General features: G+C 46.4%; 19 protein-coding genes. 17 read left to right on the top strand and 2 right to left on the bottom strand.

Annotation, left to right across the window (positions count from 1 at the left end; translation table 11 throughout):
* The first annotated feature begins 429 nt into the window (after window positions 1-429).
* Entirely contained in the window at window positions 430-1,560 is a 1,131-nt protein-coding gene (locus ABY436_RS03360; RefSeq protein WP_372737616.1) for an aminomethyltransferase family protein, read from the top strand.
* Window positions 1,561-1,648: 88 nt separating this feature from the next.
* Here ABY436_RS03360 and ABY436_RS03355 read toward each other — a convergent pair whose 3' ends face one another.
* Window positions 1,649-2,245, bottom strand: a complete 597-nt coding sequence (locus tag ABY436_RS03355) for a helix-turn-helix domain-containing protein (RefSeq protein WP_372737615.1) — start codon at window positions 2,243-2,245, stop codon at window positions 1,649-1,651.
* 280 nt (window positions 2,246-2,525) lie between these two features.
* Here ABY436_RS03355 and glnT point away from each other — a divergent pair, with 280 nt between their 5' ends.
* The 14 genes from glnT (at window position 2,526) to ABY436_RS03285 (ending at window position 17,286) form a co-directional block, all read left to right on the top strand.
* Window positions 2,526-3,857 (top strand): type III glutamate--ammonia ligase, encoded by a 1,332-nt coding sequence (glnT, locus tag ABY436_RS03350; protein ID WP_372737614.1) that lies wholly within the window; start codon window positions 2,526-2,528, stop codon window positions 3,855-3,857.
* A 42-nt stretch (window positions 3,858-3,899) separates the two neighbouring features.
* Entirely contained in the window at window positions 3,900-4,817 is a 918-nt protein-coding gene (locus ABY436_RS03345) for a glutamine amidotransferase family protein (RefSeq protein ID WP_372737613.1), read from the top strand.
* A gap of 11 nt (window positions 4,818-4,828) precedes the next feature.
* Window positions 4,829-5,512 carry a protein glxC gene (locus tag ABY436_RS03340; RefSeq protein ID WP_372737612.1) on the top strand — a complete coding sequence of 228 codons (684 nt, stop codon included), beginning with the start codon at window positions 4,829-4,831 and terminating at the stop codon, window positions 5,510-5,512.
* Between the two features lie 24 nt (window positions 5,513-5,536).
* A complete protein-coding gene (locus tag ABY436_RS03335; protein ID WP_090726433.1) occupies window positions 5,537-6,865 on the top strand; it encodes an FMN-binding glutamate synthase family protein in 1,329 nt (442 codons plus the stop codon).
* A gap of 130 nt (window positions 6,866-6,995) precedes the next feature.
* Window positions 6,996-7,865 carry a formyltetrahydrofolate deformylase gene (gene purU, locus ABY436_RS03330; protein WP_372737611.1) on the top strand — a complete coding sequence of 290 codons (870 nt, stop codon included), beginning with the start codon at window positions 6,996-6,998 and terminating at the stop codon, window positions 7,863-7,865.
* 12 nt (window positions 7,866-7,877) lie between these two features.
* Window positions 7,878-8,765, top strand: coding sequence for a bifunctional methylenetetrahydrofolate dehydrogenase/methenyltetrahydrofolate cyclohydrolase FolD (gene folD / locus ABY436_RS03325; protein WP_372737610.1), 888 nt, complete (start codon window positions 7,878-7,880; stop codon window positions 8,763-8,765).
* Window positions 8,766-8,831: 66 nt separating this feature from the next.
* Window positions 8,832-10,079, top strand: coding sequence for an FAD-dependent oxidoreductase (locus ABY436_RS03320; protein ID WP_372737609.1), 1,248 nt, complete (start codon window positions 8,832-8,834; stop codon window positions 10,077-10,079).
* A 14-nt stretch (window positions 10,080-10,093) separates the two neighbouring features.
* The gene (locus ABY436_RS03315) at window positions 10,094-10,396 is read left to right on the top strand and encodes a sarcosine oxidase subunit delta (RefSeq protein WP_372737608.1); all 303 of its coding nucleotides are present in this window, start codon (window positions 10,094-10,096) and stop codon (window positions 10,394-10,396) included.
* Window positions 10,393-13,314 (top strand): 2Fe-2S iron-sulfur cluster-binding protein, encoded by a 2,922-nt coding sequence (locus tag ABY436_RS03310; RefSeq protein ID WP_372737607.1) that lies wholly within the window; start codon window positions 10,393-10,395, stop codon window positions 13,312-13,314. The genes ABY436_RS03315 and ABY436_RS03310 overlap by 4 nt, the downstream gene beginning before the upstream one ends.
* 3 nt (window positions 13,315-13,317) lie before the next feature.
* Window positions 13,318-13,992: a sarcosine oxidase subunit gamma gene (locus tag ABY436_RS03305; protein ID WP_372737606.1), complete on the top strand. Its 675-nt coding sequence runs from the start codon at window positions 13,318-13,320 to the stop codon at window positions 13,990-13,992.
* 276 nt (window positions 13,993-14,268) lie between these two features.
* Window positions 14,269-14,838, top strand: a complete 570-nt coding sequence (locus tag ABY436_RS03300; protein WP_372737605.1) for a dimethylamine monooxygenase subunit DmmA family protein — start codon at window positions 14,269-14,271, stop codon at window positions 14,836-14,838.
* Window positions 14,838-15,788, top strand: a complete 951-nt coding sequence (locus ABY436_RS03295) for a 2Fe-2S iron-sulfur cluster-binding protein (RefSeq protein WP_372737604.1) — start codon at window positions 14,838-14,840, stop codon at window positions 15,786-15,788. The genes ABY436_RS03300 and ABY436_RS03295 overlap by 1 nt, the downstream gene beginning before the upstream one ends.
* A gap of 12 nt (window positions 15,789-15,800) precedes the next feature.
* A complete protein-coding gene (locus ABY436_RS03290) occupies window positions 15,801-16,820 on the top strand; it encodes a DUF3445 domain-containing protein (protein WP_372737603.1) in 1,020 nt (339 codons plus the stop codon).
* Window positions 16,821-16,971: 151 nt separating this feature from the next.
* Window positions 16,972-17,286: a multidrug efflux SMR transporter gene (locus ABY436_RS03285; RefSeq protein WP_372737602.1), complete on the top strand. Its 315-nt coding sequence runs from the start codon at window positions 16,972-16,974 to the stop codon at window positions 17,284-17,286.
* Window positions 17,287-17,364: 78 nt separating this feature from the next.
* Here ABY436_RS03285 and ABY436_RS03280 read toward each other — a convergent pair whose 3' ends face one another.
* The gene (locus tag ABY436_RS03280) at window positions 17,365-17,547 is read right to left on the bottom strand and encodes a CopG family transcriptional regulator (protein ID WP_372737601.1); all 183 of its coding nucleotides are present in this window, start codon (window positions 17,545-17,547) and stop codon (window positions 17,365-17,367) included.
* Between the two features lie 107 nt (window positions 17,548-17,654).
* On the opposite strand from ABY436_RS03280, the gene dauA reads away from it, so the two are divergent.
* Window positions 17,655-19,388 (top strand): C4-dicarboxylic acid transporter DauA, encoded by a 1,734-nt coding sequence (dauA, locus tag ABY436_RS03275; RefSeq protein ID WP_372737600.1) that lies wholly within the window; start codon window positions 17,655-17,657, stop codon window positions 19,386-19,388.
* Window positions 19,385-19,618 (top strand): hypothetical protein, encoded by a 234-nt coding sequence (locus ABY436_RS03270; protein ID WP_372737599.1) that lies wholly within the window; start codon window positions 19,385-19,387, stop codon window positions 19,616-19,618. Before dauA ends, ABY436_RS03270 begins: the two co-directional genes overlap by 4 nt.
* The last annotated feature ends 23 nt before the right edge of the window (window positions 19,619-19,641 follow it).

The following is a 19,641-nucleotide window of genomic DNA, read 5'->3' as shown; positions in this document are numbered from 1 at the left end:
CTTCACATTATTTTTTGCTGATTAATACTAGTCACCAGGCATACAAAAGCTGTTGCCTGATACGGTCAGGGAAAAAAGGGGCTGTGCGTCTGTTTGGTGCGCTTTTCAAGTGTCGTTGCCGCTGTTAGTACATTTGAGTGCGTCAATATGGTGCTGGGAGGAATCCTTAGATATTAACATTGTTAAGACATCCCCATTATTTCTTAAAATAATGGGTTTATTACAAAATGACTTTGATGACAGCAGAGCCCTTATACCGTGGTGATTTTCCATCATTCTCTATTCCGTAAGGGACGTTTGATCGGGTCCAATCGAGATAGGAGGGCGCCATACTCAAGTATGACAGGTAGCAGTGGCATACTACTTGCTTTCCCTTAAGGAAAATTAATTTCTTATTAGTAATTTTTAAGTGAGATACAGGAGCTGAATATGGCAACTTTATGGCGTTATTCTGCATTAGCAGAGAGGCATCGGGCATTAGGTTCAAAGTTAGAAGACTGGAATGGGATGGGGACAGCATGGAGCTATGACAGTGATTTGTCGCTGGCTCACGAAGCAATCCGGACAAAAGCAGGCTTAATGGATGTATCGGGTTTGAAGAAAGTGCACTTCGTTGGCCCTCATGCGGAAAGTCTGTTGGAATATGCGACCACGCGTGACATCTCGAAGTTGTATCCGGGAAAGTCAGTGTACGCAACAATTTTGAACGAAATGGGTAAATTTGTAGATGACTGTGTCATTTACCGTACCGGGCCTAATGCGTTTATGGTTGTGTTTGGCGCAGGCAATGGCTATGAAATGCTGACTCGCTCGATACAAGGACGCCAAGTCGTTGTTCAGTTTGATGATGACCTGCATGACATTTCTTTGCAGGGGCCTGTTGCTGTTAATTTTCTTGCTGAGCATGTACCGGGTATTCGCGACCTTGCGTATTTTCACCATATGCAAACGCGCCTGTTTGATCGACCTGTCATGATTTCACGAACCGGTTATACCGGCGAGCGAGGATATGAGATTTTCTGTAAGGCCGCTGATGTAGTGTTTATCTGGGATAGTATTCTGGAAAAAGGCAAATCAATGGGCATTATTCCCTGTGCGTTTACAGCATTGGATATGTTGAGGGTAGAAAGTTATCTACTGTTCTATCCCTACGATAACTCTGAGATGTATCCGTTCGAAAACGAAGCCGCAGGGGATACATTGTGGGAGCTGGGATTGGATTTTACCGTCTCTAAAGATAAAACAGAATTTCGCGGTGCAAATGAGCATTTTCGAATGCAGGGGCAGGAACGATTCAAAATTTTCGGTGTATTGCTTGAAGGCGCAGAGGCTGCCGGTGAGGGTGACACCTTATGGGCGGATGGGAAACAGGTTGGCGTCATTACCTGTGGCATGTACTCAAGGCTAACCCAGAAATCGATGGCCATTGCTCGTTTTGATACCGGCTATGCTGTGCAGGGGGCCCGGCTTGAAGTTAAAGGGAGTATCCAGGTAGCGGCTATTGCGCACTCATTACCTTTCGATGATCCTGAAAAGAAAAAGCGTACCGCAAAAGGTTGATATAAAGGCTGATATATCGCTATCTCTTGTAAACCAGATTTTTCAGGCAAGAGATAGCGTAATTTTGTCTGCGTTAAGATGATCCCGGTTATTCATCATCACTGTAGTTAATGATAGAAAGCAATTTTATGGGTACCTCTTCCAGCGTTTCTGGCCCATGGGGTATCTGAGCATCGAAAGTCAGACTGTCTCCCGCTTCCATCTGGTAAGTATGATTTCCATGCCGGTAGGTTAATTTTCCAGAGAGTAAATGAATAAACTCTTCACCCGGATGGGAAAAGGTAGGGAATACTTCTGAGACATCATCCATTGTCACTAAAAAGGGTTCGAAGCTCTTTTTTCCACCACGTTGATACGTCAGCAGTTGATAGGTATGCCCCTTTTCTGTTCCTCGACGCACTACTTCTAAGCCTTCACCGGACTTTGTGAATTGAGCGCCCCCATCAGGCACATCGTAATCGCTGAATAGTCGTGATATGGGTAAGCCAATGGCGGCACATAAGCGGCTGAGAGTATCAAGGCTGGTGGAGACCTGTGCGTTTTCAATTTTGCTGACCATGCCCTGACTAATTCCTGAAATCCGGGCAACATCTGTAATTTTAAGGCCTTCCTGTGTGCGTGCTTTTTTAACTTTCATACCTATGTACTGGTCGAGATTGAACTTCTCATTCTTTCCATCTGTCATTTTTTCTGCTTCCTTCTTGGGCGCGTGCACCATTTGTATGCAAAGGATCATCGGATCTGATTTATATATTCTGGTCATTAAATATTCCCATAAAGAAATATTATTTACCAGCCGTATAAATATCAATGACTTACACTTAAAAGAAAATAATATTCCTGTCGGGAAACAAAGTGGCACACGGTTTGCTTTCTCTTAAAGTAAATAATTTTACTGAAAAGAAATATTGATGAGTGTTTTTTAAATTTGGCACTTATTCGATGAACTTTAAGGAGAGCAACAAATGCCACCAGAAATAGCTGCATTTCTCAGTGATAACAACATCAAGTATATTCTCGCGCAATTCGTAGATATTCACGGTGTTGCAAAAACCAAGTCTGTCCCTGTGAATTGTCTAATGGATGTCGTAGAAAAAGGAGCAGGCTTTGCCGGGTTTGCAGTCTGCGGATTGGGTATGGAGCCTCATGGTCCCGACTTTTTAGCACGTGGGGACCTGGAAACACTTTCTATTGTTCCGTGGCAGCCCGGATATGCGCGTGTTGTGTGTGATGGTTATGTCAACGGAGAACCGCATCCTTACGATAGCCGTGTGGTTCTGAAGCGCCAGCTCAAACTGTTGGCTGATAAAGGTTGGGCATTAAACACTGGATTAGAACCTGAGTTCTCTTTGTTTAAACGTACTGTTGAAGGTGACTTAACGCCGGTGGATGATAGTGATGTGCTGGCCAAACCTTGCTATGACTATAAAGGTTTGTCTCGTTCACGTGAGTTTCTGGAAACATTAGTTGAATCTCTGCAAAAAGTTGACTTCGATGTTTATCAGATAGACCACGAAGATGCGAACGGTCAGTTTGAAATTAACTATACCTACGGCGAAGCATTAGAGTCGGCAGACCGTTTTACTTTTGTTCGTATGGCGGCCGGTGAAATTGCCAACGATATGGATATGGTGTGCTCTTTTATGCCAAAGCCATCGGCGAAGTCTGCGGGTAACGGCATGCATTTTCATCTTTCCATTACCGATAAAGCCGGAAAAAACCTCTTCAATGATGACAGCGATGTGAATGGCATGGGGCTGTCAAAAATGGCTTATCACTTTACGGCAGGCCTGCTGCATCACGCCAAAGCTCTCTGTGCTTTTGCTGCACCTACCGTGAACTCCTATAAACGCCTCGTTGTGGGAGGTTCTGCTTCCGGTGCAACCTGGGCTCCTGCTTACATTGCTTACGGTGATAACAATCGTTCTGCGATGGTACGAATTCCTTATGGACGGCTTGAATTCCGCTTACCGGACTCCAGCTGTAACCCTTATCTGGTGCATGCTGCATTGATCGCAGCGGGGCTGGATGGAATCGAACGTGAACTTGATCCCGGTGAGCCGAAAAACGTCAATCTTTATGCCCTTACTGACGACGAACTTAAAGAGCAGGGTATCGATATTTTGCCTCAGAACCTAAATGAAGCATTGGATGCGCTTGAGGCAGACAAGATTTTTGTTGAGTTATTAGGCGAAGAGATTGTGAGTGAGTTTATAAAAGTTAAACGCAATGAGTGGGTCGATTACAGCCGTCATGTATCTGACTGGGAATTAAAACAATACGCAGAATTTTTCTGATGCCCGTTGGCTTACGTTAAAAGAGTATAGAGGACGTTATTTATGTGTGGAATTGTTGGTTTATATTTGAAAAACCCAGCATTGGAAAGTCAGATCGGAGAATTATTTACGCCCATGCTGATTGCGATGACTGACCGTGGCCCGGATAGCGCTGGATTTGCAATTTATGGTGACGAAGTCGCTGAAGATTGGGTCAAGTTGACATTACGTCATCCTGAAAAAAGTTATGACTGGAAGGCATTGGCCGAGAAAATCCAGGATGAATTGGATATCGGCGTTGAATGGTTTCAGAACGCTAAAGTAGCCGTCTTTAAATTGCACACCACAGATGCAATAGCAGAAGCGTATCTGGCTGAACATGCCGGCGATGTGCTTATTCTGAGTGCTGGCCAGTCGATTGAAATTCTGAAGGAAGTGGGTTTGCCTGCGGAAATCGCCGATACATTTAATCTGCGTGGTATGAAAGGTAGTCACATCATCGGCCATACGCGTATGGCAACGGAATCGGCCGTAACGATGGAAGGGAGCCATCCTTTCTCAACGGGAATGGATTTATGTCTGGTGCATAACGGCTCCTTGTCTAATCACAACCGCTTGCGGGAAAAGCTGAAACGCGCAGGGGTGGAATTTGAAACTGACAATGATTCCGAAGTTGCCGCAGGCTATCTGACTTATCGTTTGCAGCAGGGTGACACGTTAACCGAAGCCTTGGAAAATGCATTAAAAGATCTGGATGGGTTCTTCACGTTTACGATCGGAACACGCGACGGGTTTGCAGTCGTACGTGATCCGATTGCCTGTAAACCGGCGGTGATGGCAGAAACCGATGATTATGTTGCCATGGCGTCTGAGTATCAGGCATTGACAACCTTGCCCGGTATTGAGAATGCCAGGGTCTGGGAGCCTGAACCTTCTACGATTTATATCTGGGAACGCAGTAGCGACGATAAGCGCGGTTAATGGAGCGGATTATGAAAACAATTAACTTAGAAAAACAGACAGTACGTGAATTGAACCAGGCGCTGCATGACCAGGCTGTTGAATGTACCGAACGAGAGTGGGAAGTTCTTGACCCTAAAGGGCAGCACAACATTGCGTGCGGCCTTGACCAGAGCATCTCGGTAGATATTAAAGGTCATGCTGGTTATTACTGCGCAGGAATGAACAAAAAAGCGCATATCACTATACACGGCAATGTTGGTCAGGGTGTGGCTGAAAACATGATGTCTGGCATGGTCAGAGTTAAAGGCGATGCTTCTCAGGCAGCGGGTGCAACAGCGCATGGTGGTTTATTAGTGATTGAAGGAAATGCCGGTGCGCGCTGCGGCATTTCCATGAAAGGTGCAGATATCGTCGTTAAAGGTGATATTGGTCACATGAGTTGTTTTATGGGTCAGGCAGGTGCTTTGGTGGTCTGTGGTAATGCCGGTGATGCATTAGGTGACTCCCTGTATGAAACACATATTTATGTCAAAGGCACGGTGAAATCGTTAGGCGCAGATTGTATCGCGAAAGAGATGCGTGATGAGCATATTGATGAGCTGGCAGCGTTGTTAAACCGCGCAGGGGTGGATGAGGATCCAAGCGCATTTACACGTTACGGTTCTGCGCGCCAGTTATATAACTTCAAAGTTGATAACGCATCTGCTTACTAGGCCGAAGCCAGAGAGGAAAGAATAATGAGTGAAGATATTAAAGTAACAGACGGCCTGCGCGAGTCAGCCACGTTTGACCGAACCACTATGAATGAAATCCGTCGTGCTGCAGATACCGGTATTTATGATATTCGCGGTTTCGGTGCTAAACGCAAATTGCCACATTTTGATGACCTTCTGTTTTTAGGCGCGAGTATGTCGCGTTATCCACTGGAAGGTTACCGTGAGAAATGCAATACCTCGGTTACTCTGGGTACCCGCTACGCTAAAAAGCCGATTGTACTGGATATCCCGGTTACCATTGCCGGAATGAGTTTTGGTGCACTGTCAGCCAATGCAAAAGAAGCCCTTGGCCGTGGTGCCTCAATCATGGGGACATCCACAACAACGGGCGACGGAGGTATGACACCGGAAGAGCGTGGACAGTCGACTAAGCTTGTGTATCAGTATTTACCGTCGCGTTACGGAATGAACCCTGATGATCTGCGCAAAGCGGATGCCATTGAAGTGGTATTGGGGCAGGGCGCTAAACCTGGCGGAGGTGGTATGTTACTCGGTCAGAAAATCACTGACCGCGTTGCTAAAATGCGTACCTTGCCTATGGGTGTTGATCAGCGTTCGGCGTGTCGTCACCCTGACTGGACCGGCCCGGATGATCTGGCAATTAAGATTCAGGAGTTACGTGAAATTACCGATTGGCAGGTACCTATCTACATTAAAGTGGGCGCAACACGTACCTATTACGATGTGAAGCTTGCTGTTAAAGCGGGTGCAGACGTCATTGTTGTTGATGGTATGCAAGGCGGTACAGCGGCGACACAGGATGTTTTTATTGAGCACGTTGGTATTCCGACATTAGCGGCTATTCCTCAGGCAGTACAAGCGCTTCAGGAAATGGGTATGCACCGTAAGGTACAGCTGATTGTTTCTGGTGGTATCCGTAACGGGGCAGACGTTGCTAAATGTATGGCGTTAGGGGCTGATGCGGTCGCTATAGGTACCGCCGCACTGGTGGCACTGGGCTGTAATCACCCTAAGTATGATGAAGAGTTTAAGAAAATAGGCTCTGCTGCCGGTTTTTATGACGATTATCATGAAGGCAAAGACCCCGCGGGTATATCAACTCAGGATCCGGAGTTGTCTAAACGCCTTGATCCGGTAGTGGCGGGTCGGAAATTAGCTAACTACCTTAATGTACTGACACTCGAAGCCCAGACATTGGCGCGTGCCTGCGGTAAAAATGATTTACGCAATTTAGAGCCGGAAGATCTTGTGGCGCTGACGGTCGAATCAGCGGCGATGGCTCGTGTTCCTCTGGCCGGTACTAACTGGGTTCCAGGGCAAAAGTTCTAACGATTTAATTCAACCTGAGTGTAACAGGCGTATCACGGAGCAGTTTTTGCTCCGTGTAGATTCCTGCACTTAAAAATCGAATATGTAAGTGTTTTTAAACCATTGTAAGGAGGCCTTAAGGGCTACGACTATGAATATACCGGCAGATAAACAAGAATTTTTACTGAAAGCCAGTTGTGAAGCAGGTAGCGGAATTATCGCAGCGGTTACTACTTTCCTTTCTGAACGCGGCTGTTATATCAGCGAGCTATCGCAGTTTGATGATAACGAAAGCGGTCGATTTTTTATGCGTGCGCGTTTTCATGTTGAATCCGGAGGCCATGGTCTTGCTGATCTTCAGGGCGAGTTCTCCAGCGTCTCTGAAGTATTTGATATGGATTGGAAAATGGTGTCGGCAACAGCACCCACCAAAACGCTGATCATGGTGAGTAAGTTTGATCACTGCCTGGATAATTTGATGTATCGCCTGCACAAAGGCGAACTCAACATGGAAATCACCGCCATTGTTTCTAACCATAAAGATTTACGTCCAATGGCAGAGCGTGAAGGTATCCGCTTTATTTATCTGCCAGTGACCAAAGACAATAAGCTGGAGCAGGAAAAAGAGCTACTGAATATTATTAAAGAAACCGGTACAGAGCTGATCGTATTGGCGCGATATATGCAAATTCTGTCAGATGGATTGTGTAAGGCCCTCAGTGGTCGTGCGATTAATATCCATCACTCTTTCCTTCCGGGTTTCAAAGGTGCCAAACCTTACCACCAGGCACATACCCGTGGTGTGAAGCTAATTGGTGCGACCGCGCATTATGTCACTTCTGACCTGGATGAAGGTCCGATTATTGAACAGTCAGTACAGCCTGTGGATCATACCTATAACGCCGATGCCTTAGTCGCTGTAGGCCGTGACACGGAAACTGTAGCGCTTGCCAAAGCCGTTAAATTGCATGTTGATCATCGTGTGTTTCTCGATGGAAACAAGACCGTTGTTTTCAAATAGGAGACAACAAGAATGGCTTTTTTAATTGATGGCAAACAGATATCTCAGCAGGTTATTGAAGACACCGCTGCAGAGGTTGCTGAATTTAAGACCACTTATGGCATTAAACCGGGTCTGGCCGTTGTGCTGGTAGGTGAAGATCCTGCCAGTCAGGTTTATGTGCGAAATAAGGTGAAACGTGCTGAAGAAGTCGGGCTTAATTCAATTGAGCATCGCTTAGCGGCGACGTGCAGCCAGCAAGCCTTAAACAAGCTGGTGGATGAGCTGAACACAGATCCCATGGTTCACGGTATTTTAGTGCAGCTTCCTTTGCCGGCACATTTAAACGAGGCTGAAATTATTTCGGCTATCAGCCCGGACAAAGATGTTGATGGTTTTCACCCTCTTAATGTGGGTGCGCTCGCCTGCGGAGAGGCCTCTCTGGTGCCTTGTACACCACTGGGCTGCATTATCATGCTGAAAACAGTATTTGAAGATCTCAGTGGCAAAAATGCAGTGGTGATCGGTCGTTCAAACATTGTGGGTAAACCCATGGCCGCACTCCTACTGCAGGAAAATTGTACCGTCACCATGGTGCATTCGCGCACTAAAAATATTGAAGCCTTGTGTTCGCAAGCCGATATTGTGGTGGCGGCGATCGGGCGCCCTGAGTTTGTTTCTGCTAGTTGGATCAAACCTGGCGCAACCGTCATTGATGTGGGTATCAATGCGATTGAACGTGATGGGCGTCGCCGGCTGGTAGGCGATGTGGACTTTACGTCAGTTGAGCCAATTGCCGCTGCAATTACACCCGTACCGGGTGGTGTAGGCCCCATGACTATTGCCTGTCTTATGAAAAATACCCTGACAGCAGCGCGTTCTCAAGTTCTGGCCAGAGCGCTGGAACGTGAAGCCGGTTAAGCTGACTTTTAATAGCGAATTCGGCATCAGATGGTTGCTGGTGTCTGTGTTAAGGAGAAAATTTTAATGCCTTTCTCATTATTGAAATATGGTCTGAATAAAGACTACCCATTTGAAAAAAATGCAGATCTGCCTGTGCCATCTGAACTGAAATCCAGCTATGACGTCGTCATTATCGGAGGCGGTGGACATGGCGTTGCTACGGCATATTACCTGGCTAAATACCACGGTATTACCAATGTCGCAATTTTAGAAAAAGGCTATCTGGGTGGAGGCAATACCGCACGAAATACAGCGGTTATCCGATCCAATTATCTTACTTCTGAAGGGGTTAAGTTTTACAGTGAGTCAGTAAAACTCTTTAAAGAGCTTTCAAATGAGTTCGATTTCAACATTATGTATTCAGAGCGCGGTCAGCTTACGCTTGCTCATACTGATGCCACGGTCAGATCCTTTCGTCAGCGTACTGAAGTCAATAAACACTTTGGTGGTCGCACCGAATTAATAGGGCCTGCGGAAATAAAAGAGCTGGTGCCTACACTAAATATGAACCCTGCGCACATGCCTGTATTAGCAGGGCTGTGGCACATGGATGGCGCCACTGCACGTCATGATGCAGTCGCGTGGGGGTATGCAAAAGGAGCGACTCAACGCGGTGTTGAATTGCACCAGTTAACCGAAGTGACCGATGTGATTGTCGAAAATGGCAAAGTCACGGGCGTCAAAACCAATCGCGGTACCATTCAGTGTGGATGCGCTGTGCAAGCGGTAGCCGGACATAGTTCGTTAGTGGCTGCCAAAGCGGGTTTTCGCATGCCGATTACCACTTATCCTCTGCAAGCGATGGTTACTCAGCCGGTTAAACCATTCCTGGACCAGATGGTGAGTTCATCCGCCTTGCATTGTTACGTGCAACAAACCGGACGTGGAGAAATTGTATTTGGTGGCGGCTCCGACCCTTATCCACTGTACAACACCCGCTCTACGCTTGACCTGAAAGAAGGCTTATTAGCCCATGCTATTGAGATGTTTCCGTTTATGGCCAATCTGCGCCTGATGCGTCAATGGACAGGTATTACCGATATGACATCGGATTACAGTCCGATCATGGGACTGAGTCCGGTTGAGAATTATTACCTGGATGCGGGGTGGGGAACATGGGGCTTTAAATCGACACCTATCTGCGGCAAGACAATGGCTGAGTTGGTTGCCAGTGGCGGAAAGGTTCCTGAGCTGATCAAGCCATTTGCGATGGATCGTTTCAATGTGTTTCGTCAGGTCAATGAAATGGGCGCAACGGCAGCCAGCCATTAAGCGAGGTAAACGTTATGAAAATCATGAATTGCCCGCTAAACGGGCCACGTAACATCAGTGAATTTGTCCACGGTGGTGAAGTACGTCAGATGCCTGATCCTAATACCTGCAGCGATATGGAATGGGCAGACTATGTTTTCTATTCCGACAACGCTATCGGTATTGTGACGGAGTGGTGGTTACATGCGCCCTCCGGATATTGGTTTATCGCTGAGCGACATACCGCAAGTGATGAAATCATTCGTACTTTTGATGCATCGGAAATTTTCAATCAACGCTATGAGTTTCCGATAAAAGCAGAGGAGGCTGTGGTATGAACGAAGCTGTTAAAGTGAATTATCTTATGCGCTTAGAAGCCCCGATGGGATTGCTAATCAACCGTGAAAAATCGGTCAGTTTTACCTTTGAAGGGAAAACCTTCACAGGTTTTGAAGGCGATTCGATAGCCAGTGCGTTATTAGCCAACAATCATTGGCTGATGTCACGCTCCTTTAAATATCATCGCCCGCGTGGCCCTTTAACAATGGCCGGGCAGGATGCGAATACTCTGGTACAGTTGGGTGGCGAGCCTAACGTTCTTGCCGACAGACAAACAATCACCTCCGCGATGACGGTTGAAGGGCAGAATTATAACGGTACTTTAGAAAACGACCGTGATGCGGTTCTTGGTCATTTCGGACGTTTCATGCCGGTCGGTTTTTATTATCGGTCGTTTTTTAAACCGATGGGTGTGTGGGATAAGTGGGAAGGCTTTATCCGTAAAAAAGCGGGTTTGGGTAAGTTGGACTTAACGTTTCAGCCAGAATATTACGATAAAAAATATCTGTTTCATGATGTGCTGGTGGTCGGCGCTGGCCCCGCCGGTTTAGCGGCTGCACTGGAAGCGGCTGATGCCGGAGCCAGTGTTTTATTGGTAGAGGAACAGCCTATTCTTGGCGGTGCGCTCACCTATAGCCGTTTTGATGAAGAAGGTGTTGTCGCCGATAAACTGCGTACTGACCTGGTCGCCAGGGTAGAAGCTCACAGCAAGATTGACGTGTTAGTCAATGCGACCTGTAATGCCTGGTTTACGGATAACTACTTGCCGGTAATACAAGGCAAGCGGATGTTTAAAGTGCGCGCAAAAGAGTGCATTGTGGCCTCCGGCGCTTTTGAGCAGCATGTGGTGTTTCGTAATAACGATTTGCCCGGTGTCATGATGAGCAGTGCAGCAATGCGCTTGATGAAGCACTATGCTATTAAGCCCGCGCAACAAGCGGTTGTATTAACGGGTAATGATGATGGATATCTGACCGCCATAGAACTGCACCAGCAGGGTGTATTGGTTGCTGCTGTGATTGATATGCGCGAGCAAGCAGATAACCCGGAACTTGTCAGTGCGGTGCAAAAAAAGGGTATCCGGGTTAAGTCTGGTTTTACCGTTTATGAGGCCCTGCCTACCAAGGGGAATAAACACATATGTGCAGTCGATATTCGTAAAATTGTTGCACGCGGTGAAGTAGACAAGGCATCTACTATTATTGAATGTGATTTGCTGTGTATGTCGGCCGGATATATGCCTGCTTATCAGTTGCTTTGCCAGGCAGGTGGACAGCTGAAATATGATGATGACGCAGCGCTATTCAGTTTGTCCAACTTACCGGATCATCTCTATATTGCCGGTTCAGTGAATGGCATTAACTCACTGGATGCCGTGGTGGCTGATGGCCGGTTTGCGGCATTAAAGGCACTGCAACAGCTGGGCTTAACTGAAGAAACCGCACTGCCGATAAAGTGCACGCGTACACTGAATTATAAATGGCCTATTTTCAGCCATCCTAAAGGCAAAGACTTTGTAGATTTTGATGAAGACCTTCAGGCCAAAGATATTATTAATGCAACGCGTCTGGGCTATCGCGATGTACAGCTGGTTAAACGCTTTTCTACAGTAGGAATGGGGCCATCTCAAGGACGGCACTCGGCTTTACCAACGGCACGTTTGGTGGCTAAAGCGACAGACAGAACTGTTACTGAAACCGGAGTGACCACCGCCAGGCCTCCTTATTGCCCGGAAAAACTGGCACATGTGGCCGGACGAATTTTTGATCCTTCACGCCAGACGGCCATGCATTATCGTCACCTGGAACTGGGCGCGAAAATGATACCGGCAGGTAACTGGCAACGTCCGGCATTTTATGGAAAGCCGGGCGACAGAGATCAATGCATTCATGCAGAAGCCACCCATGTGCGTAATAAAGTGGGATTGATTGATGTTAGTACGCTGGGCGGAATCGATATACGCGGACCAGACGCTGCAGAGTTCATGAATCGAATTTATACCTTTGTCTTTCTTAAGCAACCGGTCGGTAAAACACGTTACGCTGTATTGACCAGTGAACAAGGCGTTGTCATAGATGATGGTGTTGCCTGTCGTATTAGCGATGAACACTTTTATGTGACAGCTACCACCGGCGGTGTCGATCGTGTTTATCGTGACATGATGAAATGGAACGCGCAGTGGCGTCTGGATATTGATATAGCCAATGTCACGTCTGCGTTTTCCGCTGTCAATCTGGCGGGGCCTGATGCCCGTAAAGTGCTTGAAAAACTGACCAGCGATATCGATTTAAGCTGCGAAGGATTTCCCTATCTGGCTTATCGGGAAGGCACTGTGGCAGGAATCCCTTCGCGTCTGTTACGGGTTGGGTTTGTCGGCGAACTCGGATACGAAATTCATGTGCCAGCGCGTTTCGGTGAAGCGCTGTGGGACGCTCTGATGGAAGCTGGAAAATCTCTGGATATTAAGCCCTTCGGTGTCGAGACCCAGCGCCTGTTGAGGCTGGAAAAAGGCCATATTATCGTCAGTCAGGATACGGATGGGATGAGTCATCCCGGAGAGCTCTCGCTTAATTGGGCGGTGAACCGTAAAAAACCGTTTTTTATTGGTTGTCGCTCAGTCGATATCGTTATGGCTCAGAAACAAACGCGTAAATTGGTGGGTTTTAAATTGCCCGTAAGCAGTACAAAGCCTGAAGAAGGTCATCTGGTGCTGGAGGGTGAAAATATCAGTGGCAACGTGACGTCGTGTGAGTTTTCACCCGCCACGAATGCCATTATCGGCATGGCATATGCCGGTATTAACCAATCAGATATCGGATTTCAGCTTCCTATTCGTGTCAACAACGGTGAAATGGTCATGGCTGAAGTGGTGGCATTACCTTTTTATGACCCCGATAACAGTCGTCAGGAGATGTAAACGATGAATACGATTCAACCTGAGTCTTACTCACAACGCAGTTTTATTTATCGGCAGTTTAGCGGTGAAAAATCCGCTGATAACACGTTTATGCAAGTGGCGGGTGGTGTCTTGGCGTTATCTACCGGTAACGATTCAGATGCTCCGGGTCTGATTGACCTATCATTAGTCCCCCGCGCGGGTTTCAGAGGCGTTAACGCAGAGCAGTATCTGAACAGCATGGGTTTTCCTGTGCCGGCTTTACCTAATCAGGCCGCTATGACGTCGCAAGGTGATTGGGTGTTACGCCTGAGCCAGAAAGAGTTTTGGCTGTTAAGTCATCCTCAACAGAATGTCTGTGACCGGGTAGAGGGGTATGCATTGCCCGAGCGCGGCTGTTATCCGCTTTATTGTCAGGATAGCCATACGTGGTTTGCGATGACCGGTAAGCATTGCCCGGATATTCTTGCCAAAGTGTGTGGTGTGGATCTGCGTGCAGCGTCCTTTCCGCCAGGCGCTATTGCCCAAACATCCGTGGCACGAGTCAATGCGATTATTATTCATCATGTCATCGGTAGCGAACAAGTATTCTCGATTATGAGTGATAGCGCTTCAGCTACCTATCTGTGGGGGGCATTGCTAGACGCAATGGCAGAATATGAAGGGCAGGTTTACGGATTAAATAAGTTAATCGAATAGCCTGTTTATTGCGCCACAACCGCTTCGGGGGTAACAAGCTCAAAACCAATCAGATGCCATGGTTGGTTTTTTTTGTTTTTTATCCCGGTGGGTTACCCACTTTTGTGTATGTCTTCCAGAGTATTGTGATGAGATTTATCAGTAGTAAAATTTATTAACAAATAGGAATATTCATGGCTCCTTTTTAGTTCTGTTTTGATACTTATTTGGGGCTGGTAAAAGGCTCTGATCGCTGTTATTGAAAATAGCGTAATTTTATTTCAGGAGGCGTTTTTTATGCACCCCGAGTCTCTAGAAGCACCCACTAATCGGCCGATTTATTCGCCAGTTATTGTCAATAATAAATCTGCTCATCATCTGTTTATCTGCGAAGGGCATCAGTCAAAAGAGTTTCAGACTCTATATTCATCGATAGAAGACCCGAAGAAAAACCGGCTGCTTGCATCAGAAGATGAGTTCAGCAGTGATCACGAAACAATCGTAGTAACGCATTCTGCCTTAAAAGAAAAGTTAACCCGGTTACTCGCGGAGCTGCCTCTGAGTACTACGATCTACCTGCAAGGTTGTGAAGCGTTTATGTGGGACCTACATAGTGTGGCAATTCAGGCTGGCATGGTAGCCGAACAGGTCAAAATGTTTGCGCCTGTCTCCCGTCAGCGTCGTCTGTTTTGCACACATTGTCACCACATCACAGAAGACGTAACACACTCTCCCGCTGTGTGTAGTTATTGTCAGCGTAATCTTCTCGTACGTGATCACTTTTCCCGACTGCATTCAGCTTATGTAGGTGTGCAGATAAACGCTGAAGATCCGGCCGATCTGCCATTACCGCAGGAGCTAAGCTAATGAGTAATGATAAGATTAAAGTCAGGGTGGCAGCGGTGGTTCAGGTTGCTCCTATGATCCGCGAATTTACCTTAACGGCTGCGAAAGGCAGTCTCTATCCATTTTCACCGGGTTCTCATGTTGTTGTTGAGATGCCAGGCGAGAACAAAACTTATCGTAATGCGTATTCACTGTTAAGTGATTCTTATGATACGTCTGCCTATCGTATCGCCGTTCGCTTGCAGGATAGTTCCCGTGGCGGTTCTGTATTTATGCACCAGCAGGTCAAAGAGGGCGATGAGCTCTTGATTTCGCCGCCGGCTAATTTATTTATACCCGACTGGAGTGCCAAAAAGCATGTTCTGTTAGCGGCTGGCGTAGGGATTACACCCTTTATGTCATACCTGCCAGAGATGCAGCGTCGCCAGGCAGACTTCGAATTACATTATCTGTTCAGAAGCAAACAAACCGGCGCGTATCAATCGGAACTGGCCGAGCAACTGGGTCAACGGTTTTTCAGTTACGATTCTGATCAGGCACAACGCTGTAATATCTCTGAACTGTTAGCTGATCGGCCGTTAGGTACACATATTTATATTTGTGGGCCGGAAGCTTTGATAAAGGATGTTCAATCGGTTGCAGGTGAGCTGGGATGGCCTGACAGCGTCATTCATTATGAAGAATTTGCCGCACCTAAGCCGGGTAAAACTTTTACGGTAGAACTCAAATCCACCGGGAAAACCTTGCAGGTCGGTGAGTCTGAAAGCCTGCTGGAAGCCTTAGAAGCGGCGGAAGTCGCCATCCCTAATTTGTGTCGCGGTGGGGTGTGTGGCCAGTGTGCCACGCCGGTAACCGAGGGTGAAATCGAACACCGCGATAACTTCTTATCCGTAGATGAAAAAGCCCGTCAGGATTGTGTTATGCCTTGTGTCTCCCGCGCTCACAGTGACCGACTGGTCTTAGATATTTAGGAGTAATGATTTATGCGTATCTCACCAAAGCCGGTACAAAGTTTCCGGAATGATTTTACCTATAGCAATAGCAAAGAAGCCATTTCTCGTTTTCCGTTTCCGTTTGTCGAAGACGAATATCGCTATTCGGTCAATATAGAACCACATGCTATGCCAGGGCCAGATGGATCAGTATTTGAGAAGTTTCTGGATATCGATGAGCACTATTTATCAGAAATGGCGGAGCGCGCCATTGTTCTTAAAGAAAATCCTGCCCGATGCTTAAGTATGGAGCATATGGATCTGGCCTGCTGGGACATGATAGAGCGTGTGATGAGCGCTTTATCTGAGGATTATCCAGAACATTTCAGTCTGACTAAACAAGGTGATAACTGGCATTGGCACAACAAACTACTCGATATACAGGATGATTTTGTTTTTGGTGATAGCAGTACATTGCCGATGTCACCATTGGAATACATAGGACGTCAGGTGCAGGGTGACTTTGCTATCCTCGATCAACGGGACGCTGATCTGTTTATGGATGCAGGAATTGTCACTTGTCCGGCTGACTGGTCGTTAGCATTTGATGCCGGTATGAGTTTTTCTGAATGGCATGGGCCTGTACCGATGGCGCGTGAAGAAGGGATATTTGAGCGGGCATTGAAGTATTTAACCGCGATTCAGGTAGGCCGTCCGGTGCGTCGTTTAAATTGGACACTGACGATTAATGCAAGAATGGACACCTCTCCGGAAACCTATCCATCCTGGGGGAATGAACGTGCCAGCGTGACCCCTGAAAATGTGGCAGAAAAAGTACACCTGCGGGTGGAGGTGCAGGTGCTTGACCGTATGCCCCGCAGCAATGCACTGATGTTCAGTATTCGTACTTATCTGATAAGCCTGGAGGATTTGGTGACAAATCCGCAATGGGCAAAGCGAATGCACCGCGCCATGAAAACCCTTCCGGCACCGTTGGTGGAATACAAAGGGTTAACGCGCTTTCATCCAATGGTTGTTGAATACTTATCACAATTTGATCCGATGAACTAACAATAGACGTGTTTTTACAAAGCTGAATTATAGATTTTGTACGGATGCTGTTTCATGCGATTTGGCGGTTGAGTCGTCAAATCGCTTCTCTTTTGCTATGTGTTTTGCATGGTTTTCATAGGGTTATTACAGTGATGTAAGGGAGTAGAACATGGGGTGGATTTATCTTTGTATTGCCGGTGTGCTTGAATGCTGCTGGGCGGTAGGGCTCAAATACAGTGATGGTTTCACTCGGCTGTGGCCATCAGTAATCAGTGTGCTTTTAATTATCCTCAGCCTGGGCTTGTTATCCCTGGCTATGCGTACCATACCGATGGGAACGGCTTATGCCATCTGGACTGGCATTGGCACTGCAGTTCTCGCTTCATATGGTATTTTGTTCCTGGATGAATCGGGCAGCATGCTAAGAATCGCGTGTATAGCCTTAATTGTTTTCGGCGTAGGAGGGCTGAAACTGTTTGCTTAATGGTGTAGAGAAGTCAATGTCCATTGTCGGCCCCTCTATTATCTGACTTGCCGCAGGGGTGAGTTGAAATAGTAAATTTCACTCACCTTTTTTGAAAACATCATCCTTCCAGTCAGGCCCCAGGTTCGCTTCTATATACTCACGAATAAACTGTCTCACTTTCTGTGATGGGGTCACATCCTCACGACTACATAGCTGTTCAAAAGCCTTCTTTTTTTGGGGATCAATTAATAGAGTCAACCTTGCGGTACGATTTTCCATAGCGATGCTCCTATGTGATTCTATGTTAATCACATTAACATTGTATTAACTTATAATGAGAGGATAATACACATATTATACGATGTTAGATAGCGAGTGAAAGCACTATGGCGCATAGATCCCATCTCTTCACATTACGCATGTTTCATGCTCTGCGAGAGTCCTTAAGTGAAACTCCCTACGGCCTAAAGATATTTTCACAAGATTTACTCGCTGGAATTACTGTGGGGATTATTGCAATCCCTCTAGCGATGGCACTGGCGATTGCGAGTGGTGTTGCGCCGGAATACGGTTTATATACCGCCATTATTGCCGGCTTTATCATCCCGTTGACAGGAGGGTCCAGGTATAGCGTTTCAGGGCCTACAGCCGCTTTTGTAGTGATACTCTACCCAATTGTGCAGCAATATGGATTATCCGGATTATTGCTGGCAAGTATTCTTGCTGGAGTTATCCTGGTGTTAATGGCTTTTCTAAGGTTAGGGCGATACATCGAATATATCCCCGAGTCCGTGACTCTTGGGTTTACTGGCGGCATAGCTGTAGTTATTGCAACATTACAGATAAAAGATTTCTTAGGGTTGCATATCGTCGATATGCCGGAACATTTTGCTGAAAAAGTTAATCTGCTTTTTCATCTGATGCCCGACTATAATCTATGGAGCTTATCTGTTGGCGCTGTCACTTTACTTGTCATGCTAACCTGGCCCTATTTAAAAACACCCGTGCCTCCACACCTCCCGGCAGTCGTGATAGGGAGTATCATGGCTTTAATGGCCAATCAATCAAGTGTAGAAGTAGCAACAATAGGCTCTACATTTAGCTTCACTTTGCCCAATGGAGTGCAGGGTTTTGGGATACCGTCAATGCTGCCTGATCTGCAATGGCCGTGGGATAGAACTCAACCAGGGGAGGTTTCTTTAGTTTTTAATTGGCAACTGTTACAAGATTTGCTGCCTGCCGCATTTGCAATAGCCATGCTGGGTGCCATTGAGTCATTATTATGTGCGGTTATATTAGATGGCATGACAGGGAAAAAGCATAGTGCAAACAGTGAGTTATTAGGACAGGGGATTGGCAATATAATTACTCCTTTCTTTGGAGGCATTACAGCCACGGCGGCAATCGCCAGATCTGCTGCCAACCTGAAATCAGGTGCGAAAACCCCGATAGCATCTATTATTCACGCCTTAGTTGTTTTAGTTGCTCTGCTGTCTCTGTCGAAAGTTCTTTCATTTTTACCCATGGCGAGTATGGCTGCTTTATTAATCATTGTTGCGTGGAATATGAGCGAAGCACCAAAAGCTTTTCATCTGATTAAAACAGCCCCAAGAAGTGATGTAATGGTCTTTTTGGTCTGCTTTTCTCTCACCGTACTGTTTGACATGGTACTCGCTATAACAGCAGGAATTATATTAGCGTCTTTACTCTTTATGAAAGAGATAGCGGAAATGACCACGGTGCGTGATATAACACACAGCAGTAAACTGATAGATATTGACATACCTGCCGGATGGAGTGTATTTAAAATAACCGGGCCTCTTTTTTTCGCTGCTGCTGATAAGGTTTTTGGTGAATTATCCTTATTGTGTGAAAGCAAGAAAGGAATGGTCCTATATCTTGACGGCGTCTCTATTCTTGATTCTGGCGGCGTTGCTGCGTTGAGTAAATTTATAGAAGTATCAGAAAAATATAATGCACAAATATACCTGGCAGACTTGCAAAGACAGCCATTAAAAACACTAAGCAGGGCTGGCTTACCTGCAAAAAATAGTGTGATAACTTTTCCAACCCTGGCGGCAGCGTTGGAAAATTTAAAAAAGGGGGAGGGTAATCATTGAAGATTGATCTGGCAACTCAGCGATATAAGGAAGGTATTTTTAGTTCTGCAACAGTAAGGAGAAGTCCGAATAACCTTAATGAGTGGTTCATCATGCTTATAGATAACGACAATCTATCATTTATTATTGCCGACTATGATGACTCCATCATTACTAGTACAGACCTTGATAATATTTTTGATACGTTGAAAAAAATTGGGTTTTCTTCAGCAGAGGTTGTCTTTAAGTAAAAAAAGCCCAGGGAAACCTGGGC

This window comes from Neptunomonas sp. (assembly GCF_041601355.1).
Lineage (GTDB): Bacteria > Pseudomonadota > Gammaproteobacteria > Pseudomonadales > Balneatricaceae > Neptunomonas.
Note: the sequence above shows the minus strand (reverse complement) of the source record. Positions and strands in the feature narration are given on the sequence as shown.

What these genes read in the sequence shown, in the direction of transcription:
- ABY436_RS03360 (WP_372737616.1), top strand. Translation starts at nt 430, where the DNA reads ATGGCAACTTTATGGCGTTATTCTGCATTAGCAGAGAGGCATCGGGCA.
- ABY436_RS03355 (WP_372737615.1), bottom strand. Translation starts at nt 2,245, where the DNA reads ATGACAGATGGAAAGAATGAGAAGTTCAATCTCGACCAGTACATAGGT.
- glnT (WP_372737614.1), top strand. Translation starts at nt 2,526, where the DNA reads ATGCCACCAGAAATAGCTGCATTTCTCAGTGATAACAACATCAAGTAT.
- ABY436_RS03345 (WP_372737613.1), top strand. Translation starts at nt 3,900, where the DNA reads ATGTGTGGAATTGTTGGTTTATATTTGAAAAACCCAGCATTGGAAAGT.
- ABY436_RS03340 (WP_372737612.1), top strand. Translation starts at nt 4,829, where the DNA reads ATGAAAACAATTAACTTAGAAAAACAGACAGTACGTGAATTGAACCAG.
- ABY436_RS03335 (WP_090726433.1), top strand. Translation starts at nt 5,537, where the DNA reads ATGAGTGAAGATATTAAAGTAACAGACGGCCTGCGCGAGTCAGCCACG.
- purU (WP_372737611.1), top strand. Translation starts at nt 6,996, where the DNA reads ATGAATATACCGGCAGATAAACAAGAATTTTTACTGAAAGCCAGTTGT.
- folD (WP_372737610.1), top strand. Translation starts at nt 7,878, where the DNA reads ATGGCTTTTTTAATTGATGGCAAACAGATATCTCAGCAGGTTATTGAA.
- ABY436_RS03320 (WP_372737609.1), top strand. Translation starts at nt 8,832, where the DNA reads ATGCCTTTCTCATTATTGAAATATGGTCTGAATAAAGACTACCCATTT.
- ABY436_RS03315 (WP_372737608.1), top strand. Translation starts at nt 10,094, where the DNA reads ATGAAAATCATGAATTGCCCGCTAAACGGGCCACGTAACATCAGTGAA.
- ABY436_RS03310 (WP_372737607.1), top strand. Translation starts at nt 10,393, where the DNA reads ATGAACGAAGCTGTTAAAGTGAATTATCTTATGCGCTTAGAAGCCCCG.
- ABY436_RS03305 (WP_372737606.1), top strand. Translation starts at nt 13,318, where the DNA reads ATGAATACGATTCAACCTGAGTCTTACTCACAACGCAGTTTTATTTAT.
- ABY436_RS03300 (WP_372737605.1), top strand. Translation starts at nt 14,269, where the DNA reads ATGCACCCCGAGTCTCTAGAAGCACCCACTAATCGGCCGATTTATTCG.
- ABY436_RS03295 (WP_372737604.1), top strand. Translation starts at nt 14,838, where the DNA reads ATGAGTAATGATAAGATTAAAGTCAGGGTGGCAGCGGTGGTTCAGGTT.
- ABY436_RS03290 (WP_372737603.1), top strand. Translation starts at nt 15,801, where the DNA reads ATGCGTATCTCACCAAAGCCGGTACAAAGTTTCCGGAATGATTTTACC.
- ABY436_RS03285 (WP_372737602.1), top strand. Translation starts at nt 16,972, where the DNA reads ATGGGGTGGATTTATCTTTGTATTGCCGGTGTGCTTGAATGCTGCTGG.
- ABY436_RS03280 (WP_372737601.1), bottom strand. Translation starts at nt 17,547, where the DNA reads ATGGAAAATCGTACCGCAAGGTTGACTCTATTAATTGATCCCCAAAAA.
- dauA (WP_372737600.1), top strand. Translation starts at nt 17,655, where the DNA reads ATGGCGCATAGATCCCATCTCTTCACATTACGCATGTTTCATGCTCTG.